Origin of the sequence: Epilithonimonas sp. (assembly GCF_032055105.1) — a bacterium.
GTDB lineage: Bacteria > Bacteroidota > Bacteroidia > Flavobacteriales > Weeksellaceae > Epilithonimonas.
Genome location: NZ_DAMBRK010000003.1, coordinates 192,161 through 210,335 on the forward strand (window position 1 = coordinate 192,161; position 18,175 = coordinate 210,335).

At 33.0% G+C, this 18,175-nt stretch carries 17 protein-coding genes; 8 read left to right on the forward strand and 9 right to left on the reverse strand.

Annotated elements, in window-relative coordinates; genetic code table 11:
* Nucleotides 1-174: 174 nt before the first annotated feature.
* The 3 genes from RTY06_RS03695 to RTY06_RS03705 all read right to left on the reverse strand — a co-directional run bounded on the left by RTY06_RS03695 (nucleotide 175) and on the right by RTY06_RS03705 (nucleotide 2,590).
* Complete coding sequence (locus tag RTY06_RS03695; RefSeq protein ID WP_312822906.1) at nucleotides 175-828, reverse strand: NAD(P)H-binding protein; 654 nt, start codon at nucleotides 826-828, stop codon at nucleotides 175-177.
* A 106-nt stretch (nucleotides 829-934) separates the two neighbouring features.
* On the reverse strand, nucleotides 935-1,345 hold the full coding sequence (locus tag RTY06_RS03700; RefSeq protein ID WP_312822908.1) for an Rrf2 family transcriptional regulator: 411 nt from the start codon (nucleotides 1,343-1,345) through the stop codon (nucleotides 935-937).
* 102 nt (nucleotides 1,346-1,447) lie between these two features.
* Nucleotides 1,448-2,590 (reverse strand): acyl-CoA dehydrogenase family protein, encoded by a 1,143-nt coding sequence (locus tag RTY06_RS03705; protein ID WP_312822909.1) that lies wholly within the window; start codon nucleotides 2,588-2,590, stop codon nucleotides 1,448-1,450.
* A gap of 212 nt (nucleotides 2,591-2,802) precedes the next feature.
* Here RTY06_RS03705 and RTY06_RS03710 point away from each other — a divergent pair, with 212 nt between their 5' ends.
* The 3 genes from RTY06_RS03710 (at nucleotide 2,803) to RTY06_RS03720 (ending at nucleotide 6,677) form a co-directional block, all read left to right on the forward strand.
* The gene (locus RTY06_RS03710) at nucleotides 2,803-4,572 is read left to right on the forward strand and encodes a long-chain fatty acid--CoA ligase (protein ID WP_312822910.1); all 1,770 of its coding nucleotides are present in this window, start codon (nucleotides 2,803-2,805) and stop codon (nucleotides 4,570-4,572) included.
* A gap of 93 nt (nucleotides 4,573-4,665) precedes the next feature.
* Entirely contained in the window at nucleotides 4,666-6,423 is a 1,758-nt protein-coding gene (locus RTY06_RS03715) for a long-chain fatty acid--CoA ligase (RefSeq protein WP_312822911.1), read from the forward strand.
* Between the two features lie 35 nt (nucleotides 6,424-6,458).
* Complete coding sequence (locus tag RTY06_RS03720; protein ID WP_312822913.1) at nucleotides 6,459-6,677, forward strand: hypothetical protein; 219 nt, start codon at nucleotides 6,459-6,461, stop codon at nucleotides 6,675-6,677.
* Between the two features lie 133 nt (nucleotides 6,678-6,810).
* Here RTY06_RS03720 and RTY06_RS03725 read toward each other — a convergent pair whose 3' ends face one another.
* On the reverse strand, nucleotides 6,811-7,407 hold the full coding sequence (locus tag RTY06_RS03725; RefSeq protein WP_312822915.1) for a DUF3244 domain-containing protein: 597 nt from the start codon (nucleotides 7,405-7,407) through the stop codon (nucleotides 6,811-6,813).
* A gap of 156 nt (nucleotides 7,408-7,563) precedes the next feature.
* Here RTY06_RS03725 and RTY06_RS03730 point away from each other — a divergent pair, with 156 nt between their 5' ends.
* Nucleotides 7,564-8,436 (forward strand): AraC family transcriptional regulator, encoded by an 873-nt coding sequence (locus RTY06_RS03730; protein ID WP_312822917.1) that lies wholly within the window; start codon nucleotides 7,564-7,566, stop codon nucleotides 8,434-8,436.
* 22 nt (nucleotides 8,437-8,458) lie between these two features.
* On the opposite strand, the gene RTY06_RS03735 is transcribed toward RTY06_RS03730, so the two are convergent.
* A complete protein-coding gene (locus RTY06_RS03735) occupies nucleotides 8,459-8,962 on the reverse strand; it encodes a hypothetical protein (protein WP_312822919.1) in 504 nt (167 codons plus the stop codon).
* A gap of 8 nt (nucleotides 8,963-8,970) precedes the next feature.
* Entirely contained in the window at nucleotides 8,971-10,074 is a 1,104-nt protein-coding gene (locus tag RTY06_RS03740) for a histidinol-phosphate transaminase (RefSeq protein ID WP_312822920.1), read from the reverse strand.
* A 167-nt stretch (nucleotides 10,075-10,241) separates the two neighbouring features.
* Between RTY06_RS03740 and RTY06_RS03745 the strand changes: the two genes are divergently transcribed.
* The 4 genes from RTY06_RS03745 (at nucleotide 10,242) to RTY06_RS03760 (ending at nucleotide 13,705) form a co-directional block, all read left to right on the forward strand.
* On the forward strand, nucleotides 10,242-10,976 hold the full coding sequence (locus RTY06_RS03745; RefSeq protein ID WP_312822921.1) for a type II CAAX prenyl endopeptidase Rce1 family protein: 735 nt from the start codon (nucleotides 10,242-10,244) through the stop codon (nucleotides 10,974-10,976).
* Between the two features lie 32 nt (nucleotides 10,977-11,008).
* On the forward strand, nucleotides 11,009-12,187 hold the full coding sequence (locus tag RTY06_RS03750) for a sensor histidine kinase (RefSeq protein ID WP_312822922.1): 1,179 nt from the start codon (nucleotides 11,009-11,011) through the stop codon (nucleotides 12,185-12,187).
* Nucleotides 12,188-12,336: 149 nt separating this feature from the next.
* Nucleotides 12,337-13,044 (forward strand): LytTR family DNA-binding domain-containing protein, encoded by a 708-nt coding sequence (locus RTY06_RS03755; protein WP_312822923.1) that lies wholly within the window; start codon nucleotides 12,337-12,339, stop codon nucleotides 13,042-13,044.
* A 31-nt stretch (nucleotides 13,045-13,075) separates the two neighbouring features.
* Nucleotides 13,076-13,705, forward strand: coding sequence for a hypothetical protein (locus tag RTY06_RS03760; protein WP_312822924.1), 630 nt, complete (start codon nucleotides 13,076-13,078; stop codon nucleotides 13,703-13,705).
* 2 nt (nucleotides 13,706-13,707) lie between these two features.
* Here the strand turns inward: RTY06_RS03760 and RTY06_RS03765 are convergent, their stop codons facing one another.
* The 3 genes from RTY06_RS03765 to typA all read right to left on the reverse strand — a co-directional run bounded on the left by RTY06_RS03765 (nucleotide 13,708) and on the right by typA (nucleotide 18,061).
* Nucleotides 13,708-15,273 (reverse strand): family 10 glycosylhydrolase, encoded by a 1,566-nt coding sequence (locus tag RTY06_RS03765; protein ID WP_312822925.1) that lies wholly within the window; start codon nucleotides 15,271-15,273, stop codon nucleotides 13,708-13,710.
* An 81-nt stretch (nucleotides 15,274-15,354) separates the two neighbouring features.
* Complete coding sequence (gene purU, locus RTY06_RS03770) at nucleotides 15,355-16,188, reverse strand: formyltetrahydrofolate deformylase (protein ID WP_312822927.1); 834 nt, start codon at nucleotides 16,186-16,188, stop codon at nucleotides 15,355-15,357.
* A 64-nt stretch (nucleotides 16,189-16,252) separates the two neighbouring features.
* Nucleotides 16,253-18,061, reverse strand: coding sequence for a translational GTPase TypA (typA, locus tag RTY06_RS03775; protein WP_312765929.1), 1,809 nt, complete (start codon nucleotides 18,059-18,061; stop codon nucleotides 16,253-16,255).
* Nucleotides 18,062-18,175 lie beyond the last annotated feature (114 nt).

Sequence of the window (18,175 nt, forward strand, 5' to 3'; positions counted from 1 at the left end):
TTTTTAAAATAAAATAAAACTGCTTTTCGGTAAAACAATTTCATTTTAAAAACAATACCCTCTCAGAGTTTGAAACTCAAAAAGGGTATTTTTTATAATTATTTCTTTACGAAAATCTTGTTGCAAGCAAAATTAAATCTGCTATATGTATGATCTACAAGATGTAAATTAATTTTAATAAGCTGCAGTAAAACGTTGTTTCACGAATTTATTCTGTTCCAATTCGTCAACCAAAGCTACCGCAACGTCTTCCACAGAAAGGATACTTCTTCCCTCTTCGTTGAAAACAGGATTTTCCAAAGCCGTTCTGTAAGTTCCCACTCTCACACCAGCCGTTCCAGGATGCATCTCAATTGCTGGAGAAAAGAAAGTCCAGTCAAGCGTTTCGTTCTTTTTAATTTCGTTCAGGTAATCTCTTGCAGCAGTTGCACCTAGCTTGATATCAGCTGGAAAATCCGGGCCATCAACCAATTGATTTCCATCAATGAACAAACTTCCTGCTCCACCAACTGTAATGAATCTCTTAACACCAGATTTCTCAACTGCTTTCTCGATGTTTCTAGAACCGTTTAAGAAATCGTCATAAAGATTTGGATTTGCCCAACCTGCATTGAATGTGTTAATAACCGCATCACTTCCTTCAAGAACTTTTGCTAATTCGTCAACGTTGTTCACGTCTGCGCTTATTGCAGTTACTTTATCCTTCGCTTCCACTTTTGAGCTATCTCTTGCGATTGCGATTACTGAGTAACCTCTGTTTGATAGTTCATTTACGACTTGTTTTCCTACGAAGCCTGTTGCTCCGATTACTGCTACTTTATTGTTCATAATTTTAATATTTATTTTTAAAGGTATTCACGAACCTTTGGGTTTCATTTTTTTAATAATTTAAATTAATTGTAATATGTTTTGTTACATTTTACATTAAAAATTTTTAACTGAATTGATTACTAAAATCCGAAAGCTTCTTCTCTTTCAAAAACTGAAGAACCAAATCATCTGTATCATTGAATAAAAGACTTAGATTTTTGTTAATGTCTTTTCCAACATTGCAAAGTGGATTCGGATTTTGATTTTTCTTTCCGAGAATTTCTGTATTTCTTACAGATTCGTAAATTTCGGAAATATTGATTTGCTCAGGATTTTTGGAAATTCTTACACCACCTTCTTTTCCTTGACGGCTTTCTACAAGTCCTGATTTTTTCAGATTAATCAATTCTTTTCGGACAATCACGGGATTTACATTTACGCTTCCGGCAATCCAATCAGACGTTAGCCATTCCTGCTCATTATGAGCAAGAAGAGTCATAATATGAATCGCGGTTGCAAATCTTGTGTTGTTCATTCTGATGCAAATTTAAAACAAAATTTAAATGTAACAAAATTAATTACAATTAATTTTTAGGAATAAAAAAACCTCTCAATTTGAAAGGTTCTTATTTTGAATTTATTTCTTAGAAATCGCTCTGGAAATCACAATCTTCTGAATTTCTGAAGTTCCTTCGTAAATCTGAGTAATTTTTGCATCACGCATCATTCTTTCCACGTGATACTCTTTTACATAACCATATCCACCGTGAATTTGAACAGCTTCAATCGTTGTATCCATCGCTACTTGAGATGCGTACAATTTTGCCATTGCTCCACTTTCTGAGATATCTTTACCTTCGTCTTTTTCAGCCGCAGCTTTGTAAATTAATAGTCTTGCTGCCATAATACTCGTGTGCATATCTGCCAATTTGAAAGCAATCGCCTGATGATTGATGATTTCTGTCCCGAAAGATTTTCTTTCTTTAGCATATTTCAAAGACAATTCGTAAGCTCCAGAAGCAATTCCTAAAGCTTGAGAAGCAATACCGATTCTACCGCCATTCAAAACAGCCATCGCAAAATTGAATCCAAAACCGTCTTCGCCAATTCTATTTTCTTTAGGCACTTTAACATCAGTAAACATCAAAGAATGTGTGTCACTTCCACGGATTCCCAATTTGTCTTCTTTCTTACCTACAACAAAACCCTCCCATCCTTTTTCTACAATAAAAGCATTAATCCCTTTATGTTTTTTTTCTGGATGAGTTTGTGCAATTACAATATAATAAGTAGCATTTCCTCCGTTGGTAATCCAGTTTTTGGTTCCATTCAAAAGATAATAATCACCTCTATCTTCTGCTGTTGTAGATTGTGAAGTTGCATCAGAACCAGCTTCCGGCTCAGACAAAGCAAAAGCGCCAATAACTTCTCCACTCGCCAACGGTTTCAGATATTTCATTTTTTGTTCTTCTGTACAGAATTTTTCCAAACCTGCGCAAACCAAAGAATTGTTAACAGACATAATAACAGCTGCGGAAGCGTCCACTTTAGCAATTTCTTCCATCGCCAAAACATAAGACACGCTATCCAGTCCTGCTCCACCATATTTTGGATCAACCATCATCCCGAGAAATCCCATTTCTCCCATTTTTTTGACAGCATCATAAGGAAACTTTTGTTCATTGTCTCTTTCGATAACACCTTCCAAAAGTTCTGCATTTGCAAAATCTCTTGCAGCTTGCTGAATCATCTGTTGCTCTTCTGTAAGATTGAAATTCATATTTAAATTTTATTGTTTTTGGGTTAAATATGGAATCGTTATTGCTTTCTGATTCATAGCAATTCACATATTTTTCATTAAATTTCTTGTCGTAAATATAAACTTTTTGGTAAAAACCAAAAGAAAAACATTGAATTTTGTCATGTTAGAAAAAAAAATTACATTTACGAATATGTAAACTCAATATTAATCAAGTATTAATAAATTATTTTATGAACGTTAAAAGAATATTCGACTTCTCTACTCTTGCTTTCGAAAAATTCCCGAAAGAAGATTGTCTTGTCACCAAAAAAAACGGAACTTGGATTAAAACATCAACTCTTGAATTCATCAATCAAGGGAACAAAATTTCCAGAGGTCTTTTGAAACTTGGGATAAAACCTGGCGACAAAATCGGTCTGATATCTTCTAATAACAGAACGGAATGGGCTGTGATGGATTTGGGTATTTCTCAAATCGGTGTGGTCACAGTTCCTGTTTATCCTACGATTTCCGAAGAAGATTATGTTTACATCTTCAACAATTCTGAAATCAAATACTGTTTTGTTTCCGATAAAGATCTCTATAAAAAACTGACTAATGCAAAACTTAATATTCCTTCACTAGTAGGTGTTTTTACATTTGATGATATCGATGGAGCGCCAAATTGGAATGAAATCCTTGACCTTGGTGAAAATGATGCAACTCAAATAGAAGTGGATGATTTATCAAAATCAATTAATCCTGAAGATGTTGCGACAATTATTTACACTTCTGGAACGACTGGAAAACCTAAAGGAGTTCCTTTGACTCATAATAATTTGGTTGCTAATGTAACTGCAAGTACGCCTAGAATTCCGAAAGATAAAAGTCTGGATTATAAGGATATGAAGGCTCTCAGCTTTCTTCCGATTTGTCACGTTTTCGAAAGGATGATTTTCTATCTTTATTTAAGTAACGGAATTTCCATCTACTTCGCAGAAAGTATTGAGAAAATTGGTGACAATGTAAAGGAAGTTAAACCGCAGTATATGACGGTTGTTCCAAGATTGGTAGAAAAAGTTTACGATTCTATTTATAATAAAGGAACAGCTTCTGGTGGAATAAAATCCAAAATTTTCCTTTGGTCATTAGGAATTGCTGAAAAATATGAATTGGGAGAACCAAAATCTTTTATGCACACGATCGCAGACAAATTGGTTTTCAAAAAATGGAGAGAAGGTTTGGGAGGAAATCTAATCACATTAGTTTCCGGTTCTGCTGCTTTATCAAAACGATTGAACACTATGTTTCACGCTGCCGGAATTCCTATTCTAGAAGGTTACGGATTGACAGAAACTTCGCCGGTAATTTCTGTAAATAGCTTCGGAAAAGTGAAAGTAGGCTCTGTTGGAATTCCGTTGGAAAATGTGAACGTTAGAATAGAATCCGATGGCGAAATTGTCGTGAAAGGGCCTTCTGTTTTTGAAGGTTATTATAATGATGAAGAAAAAACCAAAGAAGCTTTTACTGACGATGGTTATTTCAGAACCGGAGATATTGGGATTTTGGATGAAGATAATTTCCTTTTCATTACAGATAGAAAGAAAGAAATGTTCAAAACTTCTGGTGGAAAATTTGTTGCGCCTCAGATTATCGAAAACTTAGCTAAAGCTTCCAAATTTATTGAACAGATTATGGTTGTCGGCGATGGCGAGAAAATGCCATGTGCATTGGTTCAGCCAGATTTTGCTTTTACTAAAAACTGGGCAGAACTTCATAATGTAAAAATCTCAGATTCTCAAAAAGAGATTGCAGCCAATCCTGCTGTAAAATCAAGAATTGAACAAGAAATCGAAAAAATAAATCAACATCTTGGAAAATGGGAACAAATCAAAAAAATTGAATTAACACCCAAAGTTTGGACAATAGATGACGGACTATTAACTCCAACACTTAAGCTGAAAAGAAAAGCTATCAAGGTAGAATTTCAAGATTTATACGACAGAATGTACAAAGAATAAACCGAAGCTATCCAATGGATAGCTTTTTTTCTGTGGGTTTTTCATATTTATTTATATTTGCGTTAAACGATGGTTTAAAAATCGTATTAGAAAATGGAAGTAAAAAGAATCTTTGATATTCCTTATTATTCGAAAGCTAATTTCGAAAAAGATGATTTTATCTGCGACAAAAGAAATGGAAAATGGGAGAAAATCTCAACGGATGATTATATCAAAATTACTAATCAATTATCGAGAGCTTTATTAGAATATGGTCTCAAGAAAGGAGATAAAATCGCTATCACTTCTTCAAACAACAGAGTTGAATGGTGTTTTTTTGACCAAGCTGCTTTGCAAATCGGTGTTGTAACCGTTCCAATTTACCCTTCTATTTCTGGTGAAGATTGTATTTATAATCTGGAAAATTCGGATTCTAAGATTTGTATTGTTTCTGATGCAAAATTGTTTGAGAAAATCAATTCTGTTAAAAGTCAATTACCCGATTTGCAGGAGATTTTTACATTCGATAAAGTTGATAATGCCAAAAACTGGAAGGAACTTTTTGATTTAGGAAAAGAAAATGATAATCAACAGGAAGTTGATTCGATTAAAGATTCGATTTCTGAAGATGATTTGGCTTCGATTATTTATACTTCCGGAACGACAGGAAAACCGAAAGGTGTGATGCTGACACACAAAAACATCGTTTCCGATGTGATTGGCTGTGAAGACAGAATTCCGCATAAAGATTCTAAAAACCGAGCTTTAAGCTTTCTTCCGCTTTGTCACGTTTACGAAAGGATGATTCTTTATCTTTTCACAACCAACGGAATTTCTATGTATTTTGCTGAAAGTAATGAGAAACTCAGCGAAAACCTGAAAGAAGTAAAACCGCAATATATGACGGTTGTTCCGAGAATGGTGGAAAAAGTCTATGATGCGATTTATAAAAGAGGAACAGAATCCGGAGGAATCAAAGCCAAAATATTTCTTTGGTCTTTGAAAGTTGCAGAAAATTACAAATTGGGAAGCTCAAAATCTTTGGCTCACATTATTGCGGATAAAATCGTTTTCAGTAAATGGAGAGAAGGTTTGGGAGGAAATCTCATCACATTGGTTTCCGGTTCTGCAGCTTTATCAAAACGATTGAACACAATGTTTCACGCTGCAGGAATTCCTATTCTGGAAGGTTATGGATTAACAGAAACTTCGCCAGTAATTGCTGTTAATAGTTTTGAATTTACAAAAATAGGTTCGGTTGGAAGACCAATCAAAAACATCGATGTGAAAATACAGGATGATGGAGAAATCACGGTGAAAGGTCCAACTGTGACTCAAGGTTATTACAAAGACGAGGAAAAAACGAAAGAAATTTTTACAGAGGACGGTTATTTCAAAACTGGAGATATTGGAATTTTGGATGAGGATAATTTTCTTTTCATTACAGACAGAAAAAAAGAAATGTTCAAAACTTCCGGTGGAAAATATGTTGCACCTCAAGTGATTGAAAACCTTGCAAAAGCATCTCAATTCATTGAACAAATTATGGTGGTTGGTGACGGTGAAAAAATGCCGACAGCGCTTGTTCAGCCTGATTTTGAATATGCTAAAACTTGGGCTTCAAAAAACAATATCCAGATTGGAACTTCTCTTGACGATATTGTCAATTCTAATGATTTAAAATCCGAAATCGAAAAGGAAATTGAGAAAATCAATCAGCATCTTGGAAAATGGGAACAAGTCAAAAAAATTGAGCTGACTCCTGAAATTTGGACCGAAGACAATGGACTTCTTACTCCTACTCTAAAACTGAAAAGAAAAGCAGTGAAAGACTATTTTATTAAGTTGTATGAAAAGCTTTATGATAGGTAAAAAAATTAATGTAAAAGATTATAACCCGATTAGAATTGATAAAAATCTGTGAAAGATTCATCTCTGATGAAGTCAGCAAAGAAGAATTGATTCATTTTGCAACTTCTGTGATGTTTGATGATGAAGATAAGTATGAATGCGAAGATGAAGTTGTGGAAGAGATTCTGTCTCAATGGGATAATAAACTAAGTCAGTCAAAAATTAATAAAACAAGTATCCTATTTTTGAAAAATGCACTTGAAAATCTGAACTAGCAAATTTTTTTTAATCACTTGAATTAAAAAAAATTAATCAAATAGGTTTATACTGCAAAAACAAAAAAAAGCTTCATAAACAAATTAGGAAGCTTTTAAGAAAATAATATATATAACCTTAGTTTCTATGAAACTATTTTAGAGAAATCATTCTGCTGAAATTATCACCGTCTTTTTCTACATTGATGATGTAAGTTTCAGGATTTTCAGGATTTAAGTCAAAAGTCAAATCGATTAATCCATCTTTTGCAACATTATCTTTACTATAATAAGTATTGTTTGCAGTATCGTAGATAGACACTTTTACGTCTCCAGCTACATTTGACATTTTTAATTTTACAACGTTTTTGTTGATGGTATACTCTGGTTTGTTAATTGCAGAAACTGGTGTTTTATCAGCAACTACTTCACCATCTTTACCAATTGTAACTTTATATTTTTCGATTTTAATCGCTGATTCTGCAACAAGATAATAACTTCCTTCTGTCAAGTTTGATAGATCGTAAGACTTTTCAACCAATTCTCTATTTCCAGTATTTTCTGAATAGATTTCCCCTTTTTTGTCATCATATAGATAAAGAGAAACATTCTGCGCATTAGAAACCTCAAAGTGTAAAGTCTTTGCAGTTACTTCTCCTAGAGAGATTGAGAATACGCCATCTTTAGCTGAAAAGCTTGTTGAAATCAAAAATGCTCCGATTAATAAGCTTAGTTTCATTATATTTTTCATATCAGTATCGTTTTAATTGTTTTACATTGCAAATGTAGGATGGATAAATAGGAATTGATACAATACGATTTTCATATATATGTTCTATATTAACATTAAATAAATATTAACAACAGAATTAAAGTTAATATTAAATATATTTTGTAATTTTGAATTATGAAACATCACAGTCCATCTTTTGAGGCGATTAATCCCAATATCGGAAGTAGTTTTACGCTTTTAAAATTCCCAAAAAACGGGAATATAAAATCGCACGTTTGGCATTATCATCCTGAGATTGAGCTGATTTTTGTATGTGGTGGTTCTGGAAAAAGACAGATTGGAAGTAATATTTCTCACTTTTCCGATGGCGATTTGATTCTGATTGGAAGCAATCTTCCCCATTGCGGAATGACGAATGAAAACACGAATAACGATTACGAAATTGTCATCCAGTTTTCTCCCGATTTTCTAGGTGAATCTTTTTGGAATGTTCCTGAGATGAGCAGAATTCTAGCTTTGCTGAATACCGCAAAATCAGGAATTGTTTTCGGCGATGAAGTAAAAAAATCGATTCGTGAGAAAATGGAAATTCTATCAGAAGCCTCTTCTCTCGACAGACTTTTGAAATTAATTGACATCTTAAAAGAACTTTCTGATACCAAAGATTTTCAAATCCTGAATGCAGGAAAATACTATCTGCAAACGCAAAAAGAAGATAATGACCGAATCAATTTGATTTTCAATCACGTGAAAGATAATTTCAAAGAGCAGATTGCTTTGGAAGATGTAGCAGGATTGGCGACTATGACAGTTCCGTCCTTTTGCAGATATTTCAAAAAAATCACGAACAAAACTTTCACCCAATTTGTCAACGAATATCGAATTACGCACGCTTTAAAACTCCTCACAGAACAACCTTTGAGCATCAACGAAATCTGTTTTGAAAGTGGTTTCAACAATTTCAGTTACTTTAATAAAACCTTTAAAGAATACACAAAAAAAAGTCCTTCTCAATATAGGAAGGAGCTTAGTAATGTTTTGGATTAAATAATCTATTTAGGTCTAAGATTTAGTTCGAATTCAGAATTTTATAAAATTCTAAATTACCTTTTTTCGAAAGTTTCCCCCATTTCATAGTTCTTTTAAAAGGAATTGTACTAACAAATTGATTTTCCACATCTAATTTAGATAAACCAATTATTTTATCAGAACCATCGATAAAAATTAAATTTCTTTTGTATTCAACTGTAGTTTCACCCCAGTCATAAGAAGCTGAATCATTTAATATTTTGACTAATTGTTTGGCCTGGGTTGTTTCGAATATTTTTGGTGGCAAAAGTGGATTGCTGTAAAGTTTTGCTTCTACTGTATTATTAATTGAAAAATTTAATTCATTTTTCAAATCGAACTGAACATCTTTATCATAAGTATCTTTCCAATTTACTTGATTCACTTTACGTTTTGTTCTCGAATTCAAATTGTCCTCTATTTCATCAAAGTTTGGATAAGTCAAAAAGTTGTAAGTAAAAAATCCTACAACAAAAACTACAATAATAAATAGTATTTTTTTCATAAATATTTTCAAGAAATCACCTCAAAATACTTCTGCATCTGCTCCATTGTTCCAAGACTAATTCTCGTCCATTTTCCTTTTTGCTCGTAAGTTTTTCCACCTAGGATTTTAGCATCTTTCAGTTTTTTGAAATAATCATCTTTGTAATTTTCCAAAGAAAAATAAATAAAATTAGCAGAAGAAGGAATGGTTTTAATTCCTCGTTTATTAAATTCTGAAATTGTAAAATCCTTCGCTTTCTGATTATTATCTAAAACTTTATTGATAAATTCCTTATCATCTATTCCTGCAATTGCACCTGCCATTGTCACAACACTGATTTCCGCACCGCTCCAGCTTTGCAGTTTCTTCAATTCAACAATTAATTTTGGATTTCCGATAGCATAACCTAATCTTGCACCTGCAAATCCATAAAGTTTGGAAAATGTTCTCGTCACAATCAGGTTTTTATAGACATCAACCAAATCACTGAGAGATTTTTGAGTCGTAAATTCGATATAAGCTTCATCAACTAAAACGATAATGTTGTCTGGAATAGATTTGATAAAATTTTCAATTTCCTGTCTTGAAAGCAAATCTCCGGTTGGATTATTCGGATTGCAGATATAGATAAGTTTTGTGTCTTTTTGGATAGAGCTTTTCATCTTTTCCAAATCGATTTTCTTTTTGTCATTCAGAGGAATTACAGATTTTGACATTCCTAGAAATTCAGCAATTGGTTCGAAAATCGTAAAAGACGGATCTGGAATGATGAAATGTCCTTTGTTAATCGAAACATATTTGGTAATCAATTCCAACAGAAAAGATGAACCTGCAGAAACCAAAAGATTTTCTTTTTTAGTCTGATTGATTTCTGCCAATTTTTCACTCAGAACATCAGCAAACTTGAAATCATAAAGAGATGAAAATCTGAGACTATTTTGCATCGCTTCCAAAGCTTTCGGCGATGTTCCAAAAGGATTCTCGTTGAAACAAAGTCGGATTGTTTCGTTATCCTTTTTTAATAAAGTAAAATTTGGGGGTTCTTTTGCGAAAAATTCTAACGGCGAAAGTGTCAAAGCAGCACTTCCTAAAAAAGCGGTTTTCAGCCAGTCTCTTCTGTTGATGGACATAGTAATAGATTTATTTTTCAATAAAATTAGAGTTTATTCTCAAAATACAAATCCTTTTAACCGATTTTTTTCGCTTTTCGTCTTACAAACCCTCAATTCTATCGGGTAAGATTGATTTTATTTTGATTCAATGATACTTTTGGCTCATCCATTAAAAACAAATATAAATGTCTCTCCTCACTCCTCTAATCTGGCTTCTGATAATGCTACCGATTTTCATTATCGCTTTTTTCAAATCCAAAAAAGGTAACTTAAAATTTCTTTTATTATTCATCATCATATTTCTAGCAGACACTTATTTACAGATATTCAGTAAACAATTGATTCCTGATTTTTTTGGATTAAAATTTACTTGGATTGGGAAATTTTTGAGTTTAGTTTTGTCTTTATCAGTCATCTATTTTGTTAGTAAAAATGACAGAAAAGAAATTGGATTTACAGCTTCCACAAACTCGAAAAAACAAATCAAATTCGGAGTTTTGTTTTTCTTAGGTTTCTTGACATTTGATTTTATCTTCAAATTCATTCTATTTCCAAAAGGTGGAGAATTTGACTTAGAGACTTTTGTTTTCCAAGCAACAATGCCGGGTTTGACAGAAGAAATCCTTTTCCGTGGAATTTATCTTTGGATTTTTGATAAGGTCTTTTTACCGAATTGGAATTACAAAGGAATCACTTTTGGTTGGTCATTTGTGATTGTGACTTTGCTTTTCGGAGTTGCTCACGGCGTTGTTTTGACTTCGGATTATCAATTCAAATTTGATTTGATTACAATTATTTATTTGACTTTGATTTCGTCCTTCAGTTTAGGAATTCTCAGAAAATTCTCTGGCAATCTTATTTATTCTGTTGTTGGTCACAATGTCATTAATGTGATGAACGCTATTATTAGGATTCTTTAGCTTAATTCTAATCTCAAAAGCTTATTTTTGAAATGCCTTTTTACACAAGCAAAATGCAGACAGAACCGACGATAACCGACATCCAACTCAATCAAAATATCCTGTTAGAATTCGAAAAATTCTATAACAAAAGTCCGAAAATAATTTTTCATTTTTTGATGTGGTTGATTTTTTCAACCTTGCTGTTTCTCAACTACAATTTGGAGTTTAAAATGACAGTTTTTGATAGTTTTATTCTGACATTGAGAAGTACAATCAACAATGCGGTCGTTTTTTATAGTTTTTTTTATCTTTTCGTTCCTTTTATTATTTCGAAAAGTAGAAATACATCAATTATTTTGTTCTTGATAAGAGTTCCAGTTTGTATCTATATTTGGTTGTCAGTCAATTATTTTATCTTTTGCTTTTATCAATATTTGGGTTACGAAGTAAGTAGTGTATTGGAAGGAATTATTAGCAAAAATGCTTCTCAGACTTTTTTTCAAGCGATAAAATTCGAAACTATTCTGTCCAATGCAATGATTGTCATTTATACATTGTCGCCTTTTTTCTTTATTAAAATTTTATTTGAAATATTAAGAATTTATAACAAAACAACCGAATTACAACAGCAAAAACTAGAAGTCGAAATCCAGAATATCAATATCGAAAAAGACTTTCTGAAATCTCAACTTAATCCTCATTTTCTGTTTAATACACTGAATAATCTTTATGGTTTAAGTGTCAAAAAAGATGATTCTGCGCCGGAAGTTATCCTGAATCTTTCTGATATAATGAGTTACACACTTTACGAATCTAATTCCGAAAAAGTATCATTAGAAAAGGAAATCGACTTCATCAAAAATTATTTTGAATTGGAAAAGATGCGTTATCCAAAGGATAAAGATATTCGGTTAGAAATCTCTGGAGATGAACATATTTCGGGACTTTATATTGCGCCACTTTTGACATTTACTTTCGTTGAAAATGCTTTTAAATATGGTTTGAAAAGTCAAAACCCTTTCATCAAACAAGAAGTTATTATTAATGACAATCTCTTCTTATTCATTGTTGAAAATGATAAAGAAAAACTGAGTGAGAAAAATAAATTCGGAGGAATCGGAATCGAGAATATCAAAAAAAGATTACAATTATTATATCCAAATCAACATCAATTGGAAATCAAAAACCTTGAAAATAGCTTTAGAATCGAACTAAAGATTAATTTGTAAAACTATTTTAAATTTAATAAAACTGCATAGACACATAGAAAAATAGAAGAATTTTCCAAAAAAGATGAAATAGAATATTACTTATTTTATCTTAAATTCAAAAAAACTATGTGCCTATGTGGTTAAAAAAAATATTCATTTTTATAACAATGGAAAAACTAAAATGTCTGGTTTTGGACGACGAACCAATCGGAAGAGAAATCATTGAGAATTTTTTGAATGAAATTCCATTTCTGGAATTGGTTTCTTCTTTTGGCGACCCTTTGGAAGCGATGACTTTTCTGCAAACTAACAAGATTGATTTGATTTTCAGTGACATTCAAATGCCGAAAATCAACGGATTGGAATTAGTTCGAGCTTTGGAAAATCCTCCGGTTATTATTTTCATTACAGCTCATAGAGATTTTGCTTTGGATGGATTCGAAACCGGAGCGACGGATTATCTTGTAAAGCCTGTTCGTTTTGACCGTTTTTTAAAAGCTGTCAACAAAGCCAAAGATTACATTGAGTTAAAACAAAAATCAACAGTTCACCAAGTCAATTCTGACCGAATTTTCATCAAGTCTGATGGAAAACTCACGAAGATTCTTTTGGACGAAATCCTTTATGTAGAAGCACAAGGCGATTATCTTAAAATCGTGATCAATAATGAAACGTACACTACTCTAGCCACTTTGAAATCTATGGATGAAGTTCTGACATTACCAAAATTTTTCCGAGTTCAACGTTCGTTCATCATCAATCTAGAAGCTATCCGAAGTCTGAACGGAAATATGGTTGAATTAACGAACGGAAAAAGCATTTCAATTGCTTTGAATAAGAAGGAAGAATTGTATCAGGTTTTGGGGATTAGATGATTTTTTGGTAAGTTTACTAAAACAATATCAGTTGAGAACTTTAATTTCATTATTTGTATTATTAAACTTTACTTCAGCAAAAGCCCAAACTAATGAAGAAGTTTTAAAAAGCCATATTGTTTCTGCCGAAAAGTATGAGCTAGAACATAAATATATTGAAGCTTTAAACTGTTATTATAATATATTAAAACTAGAAAATTCTAGCAATTATTCGAAAAATGCAAGAACAAAGATTAGATTACTTCTTCCAATTTGCAGAAAAGAAATCATTGAAAAACTCAAAGGAACTTGGAAGTTAAAACAAAGATTTGATTATGATTATAATTCTAATTTGAAGTTCAGTGAATATCTTGAAGTTGAAGATAATCAATTATATTTTGTTGATAAATCCAACGAAATTATTTTAGAAATCAACTTGAATGATAATCCTTTTATATACACCGATTTCGCAGGATTTCCTTCTTTAAAAATTGACAAAGAAATTTGGAGTATTTCAATTAGAGAACTAAGGCGTGAAAAAAGATTAAGATGTAGAAAACATATTGATTATAATGGAAATCTTCTCTGTAAAATCGATGAAAGAGGAATTATCATTAATAAAAAGAAAAGAAAAATTGCTTTAGAAAAAGAAATTGATACTTATTATGTAAAAATAGATTAGTTCTAATTCACCAAAACAACCTTATAATTACTCAACTTCCCAAGCTTATTCACAGACCTTACAACAACTGTCGAAAGTTTTTTTCCATTAACTTCTGAAGCTACATTTTTACTAATGATTTCCGGAGAAAGGATTTCTGTCTGCCAATTATTACCATATTTTAAATAAATCACATAAGACAAGGCTTCGATTTGTTTGTTCCAATTGATTGAAACATTATTGGATTGTTTTTTCCAAATTACATTCAACTCAGGTAATTCTTTAGAAGCCAACCAAGTAGTTTCGGGAATCAAAACTTTTTCTTTGTAGGAATTGGTTTTTAATTCCTGTTGCATTGCATAATTCTTTGTGATTCCGGCAATACTCCAATGGACTTCTCCTGTATTTTTTTTCAAGATTTGTCTTGTTACATCTATTTCACGAGCAATTTCTGTCGCTTTATTCGGAGATTTAACAGCAACCGTATTAAGACCTGGCCAAAGATGGCGACCTTTTGTATTCTCATCACTCCACCATTGCAAAAGAAGCGGAAAACTTTGTCCCGCCGAATCCACAGGCCAATATAACTGAGGCGTGAAATAATCAATCCAACCTTGATTCAGCCAAAGTTTTGCATCCGCATACAATTCATCATATTGAGAAGAACCTTTGATTCCTGAAGGAAAACCGGGTTTCCAAATTCCAAAAGGACTGATTCCGAACTTCACATCATTTTTCTGAGCTTTGATTTCGTCATAGATTCGCTTCACAAATTTGTTCACATTCGCACGTCTCCAATCTGCTCTGGAAAGCGTTCCGCCCGATTGCTGATAAACCGACCACGTTTTGTAATCAGGAAAATCTTTTCCACCATTATATTCGGCATAAGGATAAAAATAATCATCAAAATGAATCCCGTCCACATCATATCTGGAAACGATATCTTTTACCACTTTTGAAGCTTGTTCCTGCGTTCTGTCGTCAGCCGGATCAAACCAATACATTCCGTTTTTCAGCTTAACGATATTTTCCGGTGATTTTTTCACCATCGATTCTGAAGTGATTTGTCCACCGTTGGAATGATGCGCACGAAACGGATTGAGCCAAGCGTGAAATTCCAGACCTCGTTTATGAGATTCTTCTATCCAAAATTCCAAAGGGTCATATTCAGGATAAGGCGCTTGACCAATTTGTCCTGTTAAAAAATAAGACCAAGGTTCGTGTGGACTTTTATACAAAGCATCTGCGGAAGGACGAACTTGCAAAATCACGGCATTGAAATTAAGGTCAACAAGAAGATTCAACAATTGAATCGCTTCTTGTTTTTGCTGGTCAACAGAAAGATTATTTCTGGAAGGCCAATTAATATTAGCAACCGAAGCAATCCAAACCGCTCTGAATTCTCTTTTGATTTCAGGCAAATCGATGTTATCTAATTTAACAATTGGCTTTGGCGGAAGCTTGACTTCTGTCTTTACAACAGGTTTTTTAACACCCGATTTTGAAGGTGATTTCTTAGTTTTTGTCGCACAAGAAACCACAAAAACTGCCAGCAATAATATTTGGAAAAATGATAGTCTGAAACGCATAGTTTGCAAAACTAAACGATAATATCAGAAATACAAAAAAGCACCCGAATAATTGGATGCTTTTATAATTTGTTAACTTTTTTATTCAAAAATAATGGTCTTGTTTCCATCAATGAAAACTTTGTCTTCAAAAACTAATTTCAGTGCGTTTGCCAGAACAATTCGCTCAACATCTTTTCCCATTTTAGCCAAATCTTTTGCTGTTTTGGAATGACTGACTTTGATAATATCCTGATAAATAATCGGACCTTCATCCAAATCATTTGTTACAAAATGGGCTGTTGCTCCAATGATTTTAACGCCTCTTTCGAAAGCTTGTTTATAAGGATTTGCGCCGATAAAAGCAGGCAAAAACGAATGATGAATATTAATGATTTTCCCTTCAAAATCCTTTACAAAATCAGGAGAAAGAATTCTCATAAACTTCGCTAAGACAAGATAATCGTGGTTGAAATCTTTAAGAACCGTTTTGATTTTTTCTTCGTGTTCTTCTCTCGTGATATTTTCTGCAGGAATATAAATAAAAGGAATATTGAATTTCTCTGTTAATTCTCTCAGATTTTCATAATTCCCAACAACCGCAAGAATATTAAAATTAAGGTCTTTAAATTGATTTCTTATTAACAAATCCGCTAAACAATGATGTTCTTTAGTTACCAAAATCACCACATTTTTAGATTCATTTTGACTTAATTCTATTGAGCAATCGCCTAGTTGTTTTTTGAGTTGTTCAATCACTTTTTCGGGTTCAGCGATTCCGGAAACTTCTGTTCGCATAAAGAACAGCGCTTTTTCATTATCCACGAATTCATCATTCTTGATAATATTAAGTCCGTTCTCCAAAAGGATTTCGGAGATTCTATAAACCAAACCTTTTTCGTCTTTGCAGGTAATTTTTATAGTAAATTGTTTCATCTGGTTTTTTTGTTTTAAATTCAAAAAAGCCTTCAAAATATGAAGGCTTTTAAATTTATGAAGATTAAGCTTTAGCTTGTCTTTCCAATCTTTTTCTATCTTCTTCAGAAAGGATTTTCTTTCTCATACGGATGAAGTTTGGAGTAACCTCGATTGCTTCATCAGCTTGGATATATTCCATACATTCTTCCAGAGAGAATAAGATTTTTGGTGCAACACCAGTATCTTTATCTTTTCCGGCTGCACGCATATTGTTCAACTGTTTAGCTTCTACAATATTTACAACCAAATCTCCTGGCTTATTTTGCTCTCCGATAATCATACCAGTGTAGATTTCCTCACCTGGATCAACGAAGAACTTACCTCTATCTTGTAGTTTGTTGATAGAATATTCTGTAGCTGGACCAGTTCCTTTACTTACAAGTACACCATTGTTTCTTCCAGGAATAGCACCTTTGAAAGGCTTATATTCTGTGAAACGGTGCGCCATAATAGCTTCACCAGCAGTTGCAGTCAACATTTGAGAACGCAATCCGATAAGACCTCTTGAAGGAATCTCGAATTCCATATGTTGCATTTCACCTTTAGTTTCCATAATGTGAAGGTCACCTTTTCTCTGAGTTGCCAAATCGATAACTCTAGAAGCAAATTCTTCCGGAACGTCAACAACCAAAGATTCATAAGGCTCCAATTTTTGACCACTTTCATCTTCTTTCAAGATAACTTGTGGCTGACCAATTGTCATTTCGTAACCTTCTCTTCTCATTGTTTCAATCAAAACAGATAAGTGAAGAATACCTCTACCGAAAACTAAGAACGTGTTTGCATCATCAGTCTGTTGAACTCTCAATGCCAAGTTTTTCTCTAATTCCTTAGTTAATCTTTCTTTAAGGTGGTTAGAAGTTACATATTTACCATCTTTACCGAAGAAAGGTGAATTGTTGATAGAGAAAGTCATATTCAACGTTGGCTCATCAATCGCAGTTCTTTCCAATGGCTCAGGGTTTTCTAAATCAACGAAAGAATCTCCAATCTGGAACGCATCGAAACCTACAACAGCACAGATATCTCCAGCTTGTACTTCGGTTACTTTTTTCTTTCCAAGACCTTCGAAAACATAAAGTTCTTTTACTTTTCCTTTCACAATTTTTCCATCTGCCTGAGCAAGACCAATCCATTGAGATTCTTTAACCTCGCCTCTTGTTACTTTTCCGATTGCAATTCTTCCTAAGAAAGAAGAGAAATCTAATGAAGTAATTTGCATCTGAAGGTTACCTTCAGTTACTTTTGGTTCTGGAACGTATTGTAAAATCCCGTCTAATAATGGGAAAATATTATCAGTTTCTTCTAATGAAGTATTGAACCAACCTTGTTTAGATGAACCGTAAAACGTTGGGAAATCCAATTGCTCTTCTGTAGCATCTAGGTTGAAGAACAAATCAAAAACTTGGTCGTGAACTTCGTCCGGACGACAGTTTGGCTTATCAACTTTGTTAATTACAACCAAAGGTCTAAGCCCCAATTCCAAAGCTTTTTGAAGTACGAATCTCGTTTGTGGCATTGGTCCTTCGAAGGCATCTACCAACAAGATTACACCGTCTGCCATTTTCAAAACTCTTTCTACTTCACCACCAAAATCGGCGTGACCAGGCGTATCAATTACATTGATTTTTGTGTCTTTGTAATTTACTGAGATGTTTTTTGAAAGAATCGTAATTCCTCTTTCTCTTTCCAAATCGTTGTTATCCATAATCAACTCACCACTCTCCTGATTCTCTCTGAAGATGTTTGTTGCGTGAATAATCTTATCAACCAAAGTCGTTTTTCCGTGGTCAACGTGTGCGATAATCGCTATATTTCTAATGTTTTGCATATCCATTTTTTACGCGTGCAAATGTAGTGAATTTTTATGGGATGATAAACTCTGATTCTATTATTTTTAAAAATACGGCTAAATAATTAACATCTAATTAAAGCTTTGTTAATC

What these genes read in the sequence shown, in the direction of transcription:
- RTY06_RS03695 (WP_312822906.1), bottom strand. Translation starts at nt 828, where the DNA reads ATGAACAATAAAGTAGCAGTAATCGGAGCAACAGGCTTCGTAGGAAAA.
- RTY06_RS03700 (WP_312822908.1), bottom strand. Translation starts at nt 1,345, where the DNA reads ATGAACAACACAAGATTTGCAACCGCGATTCATATTATGACTCTTCTT.
- RTY06_RS03705 (WP_312822909.1), bottom strand. Translation starts at nt 2,590, where the DNA reads ATGAATTTCAATCTTACAGAAGAGCAACAGATGATTCAGCAAGCTGCA.
- RTY06_RS03710 (WP_312822910.1), top strand. Translation starts at nt 2,803, where the DNA reads ATGAACGTTAAAAGAATATTCGACTTCTCTACTCTTGCTTTCGAAAAA.
- RTY06_RS03715 (WP_312822911.1), top strand. Translation starts at nt 4,666, where the DNA reads ATGGAAGTAAAAAGAATCTTTGATATTCCTTATTATTCGAAAGCTAAT.
- RTY06_RS03725 (WP_312822915.1), bottom strand. Translation starts at nt 7,407, where the DNA reads ATGAAAAATATAATGAAACTAAGCTTATTAATCGGAGCATTTTTGATT.
- RTY06_RS03730 (WP_312822917.1), top strand. Translation starts at nt 7,564, where the DNA reads ATGAAACATCACAGTCCATCTTTTGAGGCGATTAATCCCAATATCGGA.
- RTY06_RS03735 (WP_312822919.1), bottom strand. Translation starts at nt 8,962, where the DNA reads ATGAAAAAAATACTATTTATTATTGTAGTTTTTGTTGTAGGATTTTTT.
- RTY06_RS03740 (WP_312822920.1), bottom strand. Translation starts at nt 10,074, where the DNA reads ATGTCCATCAACAGAAGAGACTGGCTGAAAACCGCTTTTTTAGGAAGT.
- RTY06_RS03745 (WP_312822921.1), top strand. Translation starts at nt 10,242, where the DNA reads ATGTCTCTCCTCACTCCTCTAATCTGGCTTCTGATAATGCTACCGATT.
- RTY06_RS03750 (WP_312822922.1), top strand. Translation starts at nt 11,009, where the DNA reads ATGCCTTTTTACACAAGCAAAATGCAGACAGAACCGACGATAACCGAC.
- RTY06_RS03755 (WP_312822923.1), top strand. Translation starts at nt 12,337, where the DNA reads ATGGAAAAACTAAAATGTCTGGTTTTGGACGACGAACCAATCGGAAGA.
- RTY06_RS03765 (WP_312822925.1), bottom strand. Translation starts at nt 15,273, where the DNA reads ATGCGTTTCAGACTATCATTTTTCCAAATATTATTGCTGGCAGTTTTT.
- purU (WP_312822927.1), bottom strand. Translation starts at nt 16,188, where the DNA reads ATGAAACAATTTACTATAAAAATTACCTGCAAAGACGAAAAAGGTTTG.
- typA (WP_312765929.1), bottom strand. Translation starts at nt 18,061, where the DNA reads ATGCAAAACATTAGAAATATAGCGATTATCGCACACGTTGACCACGGA.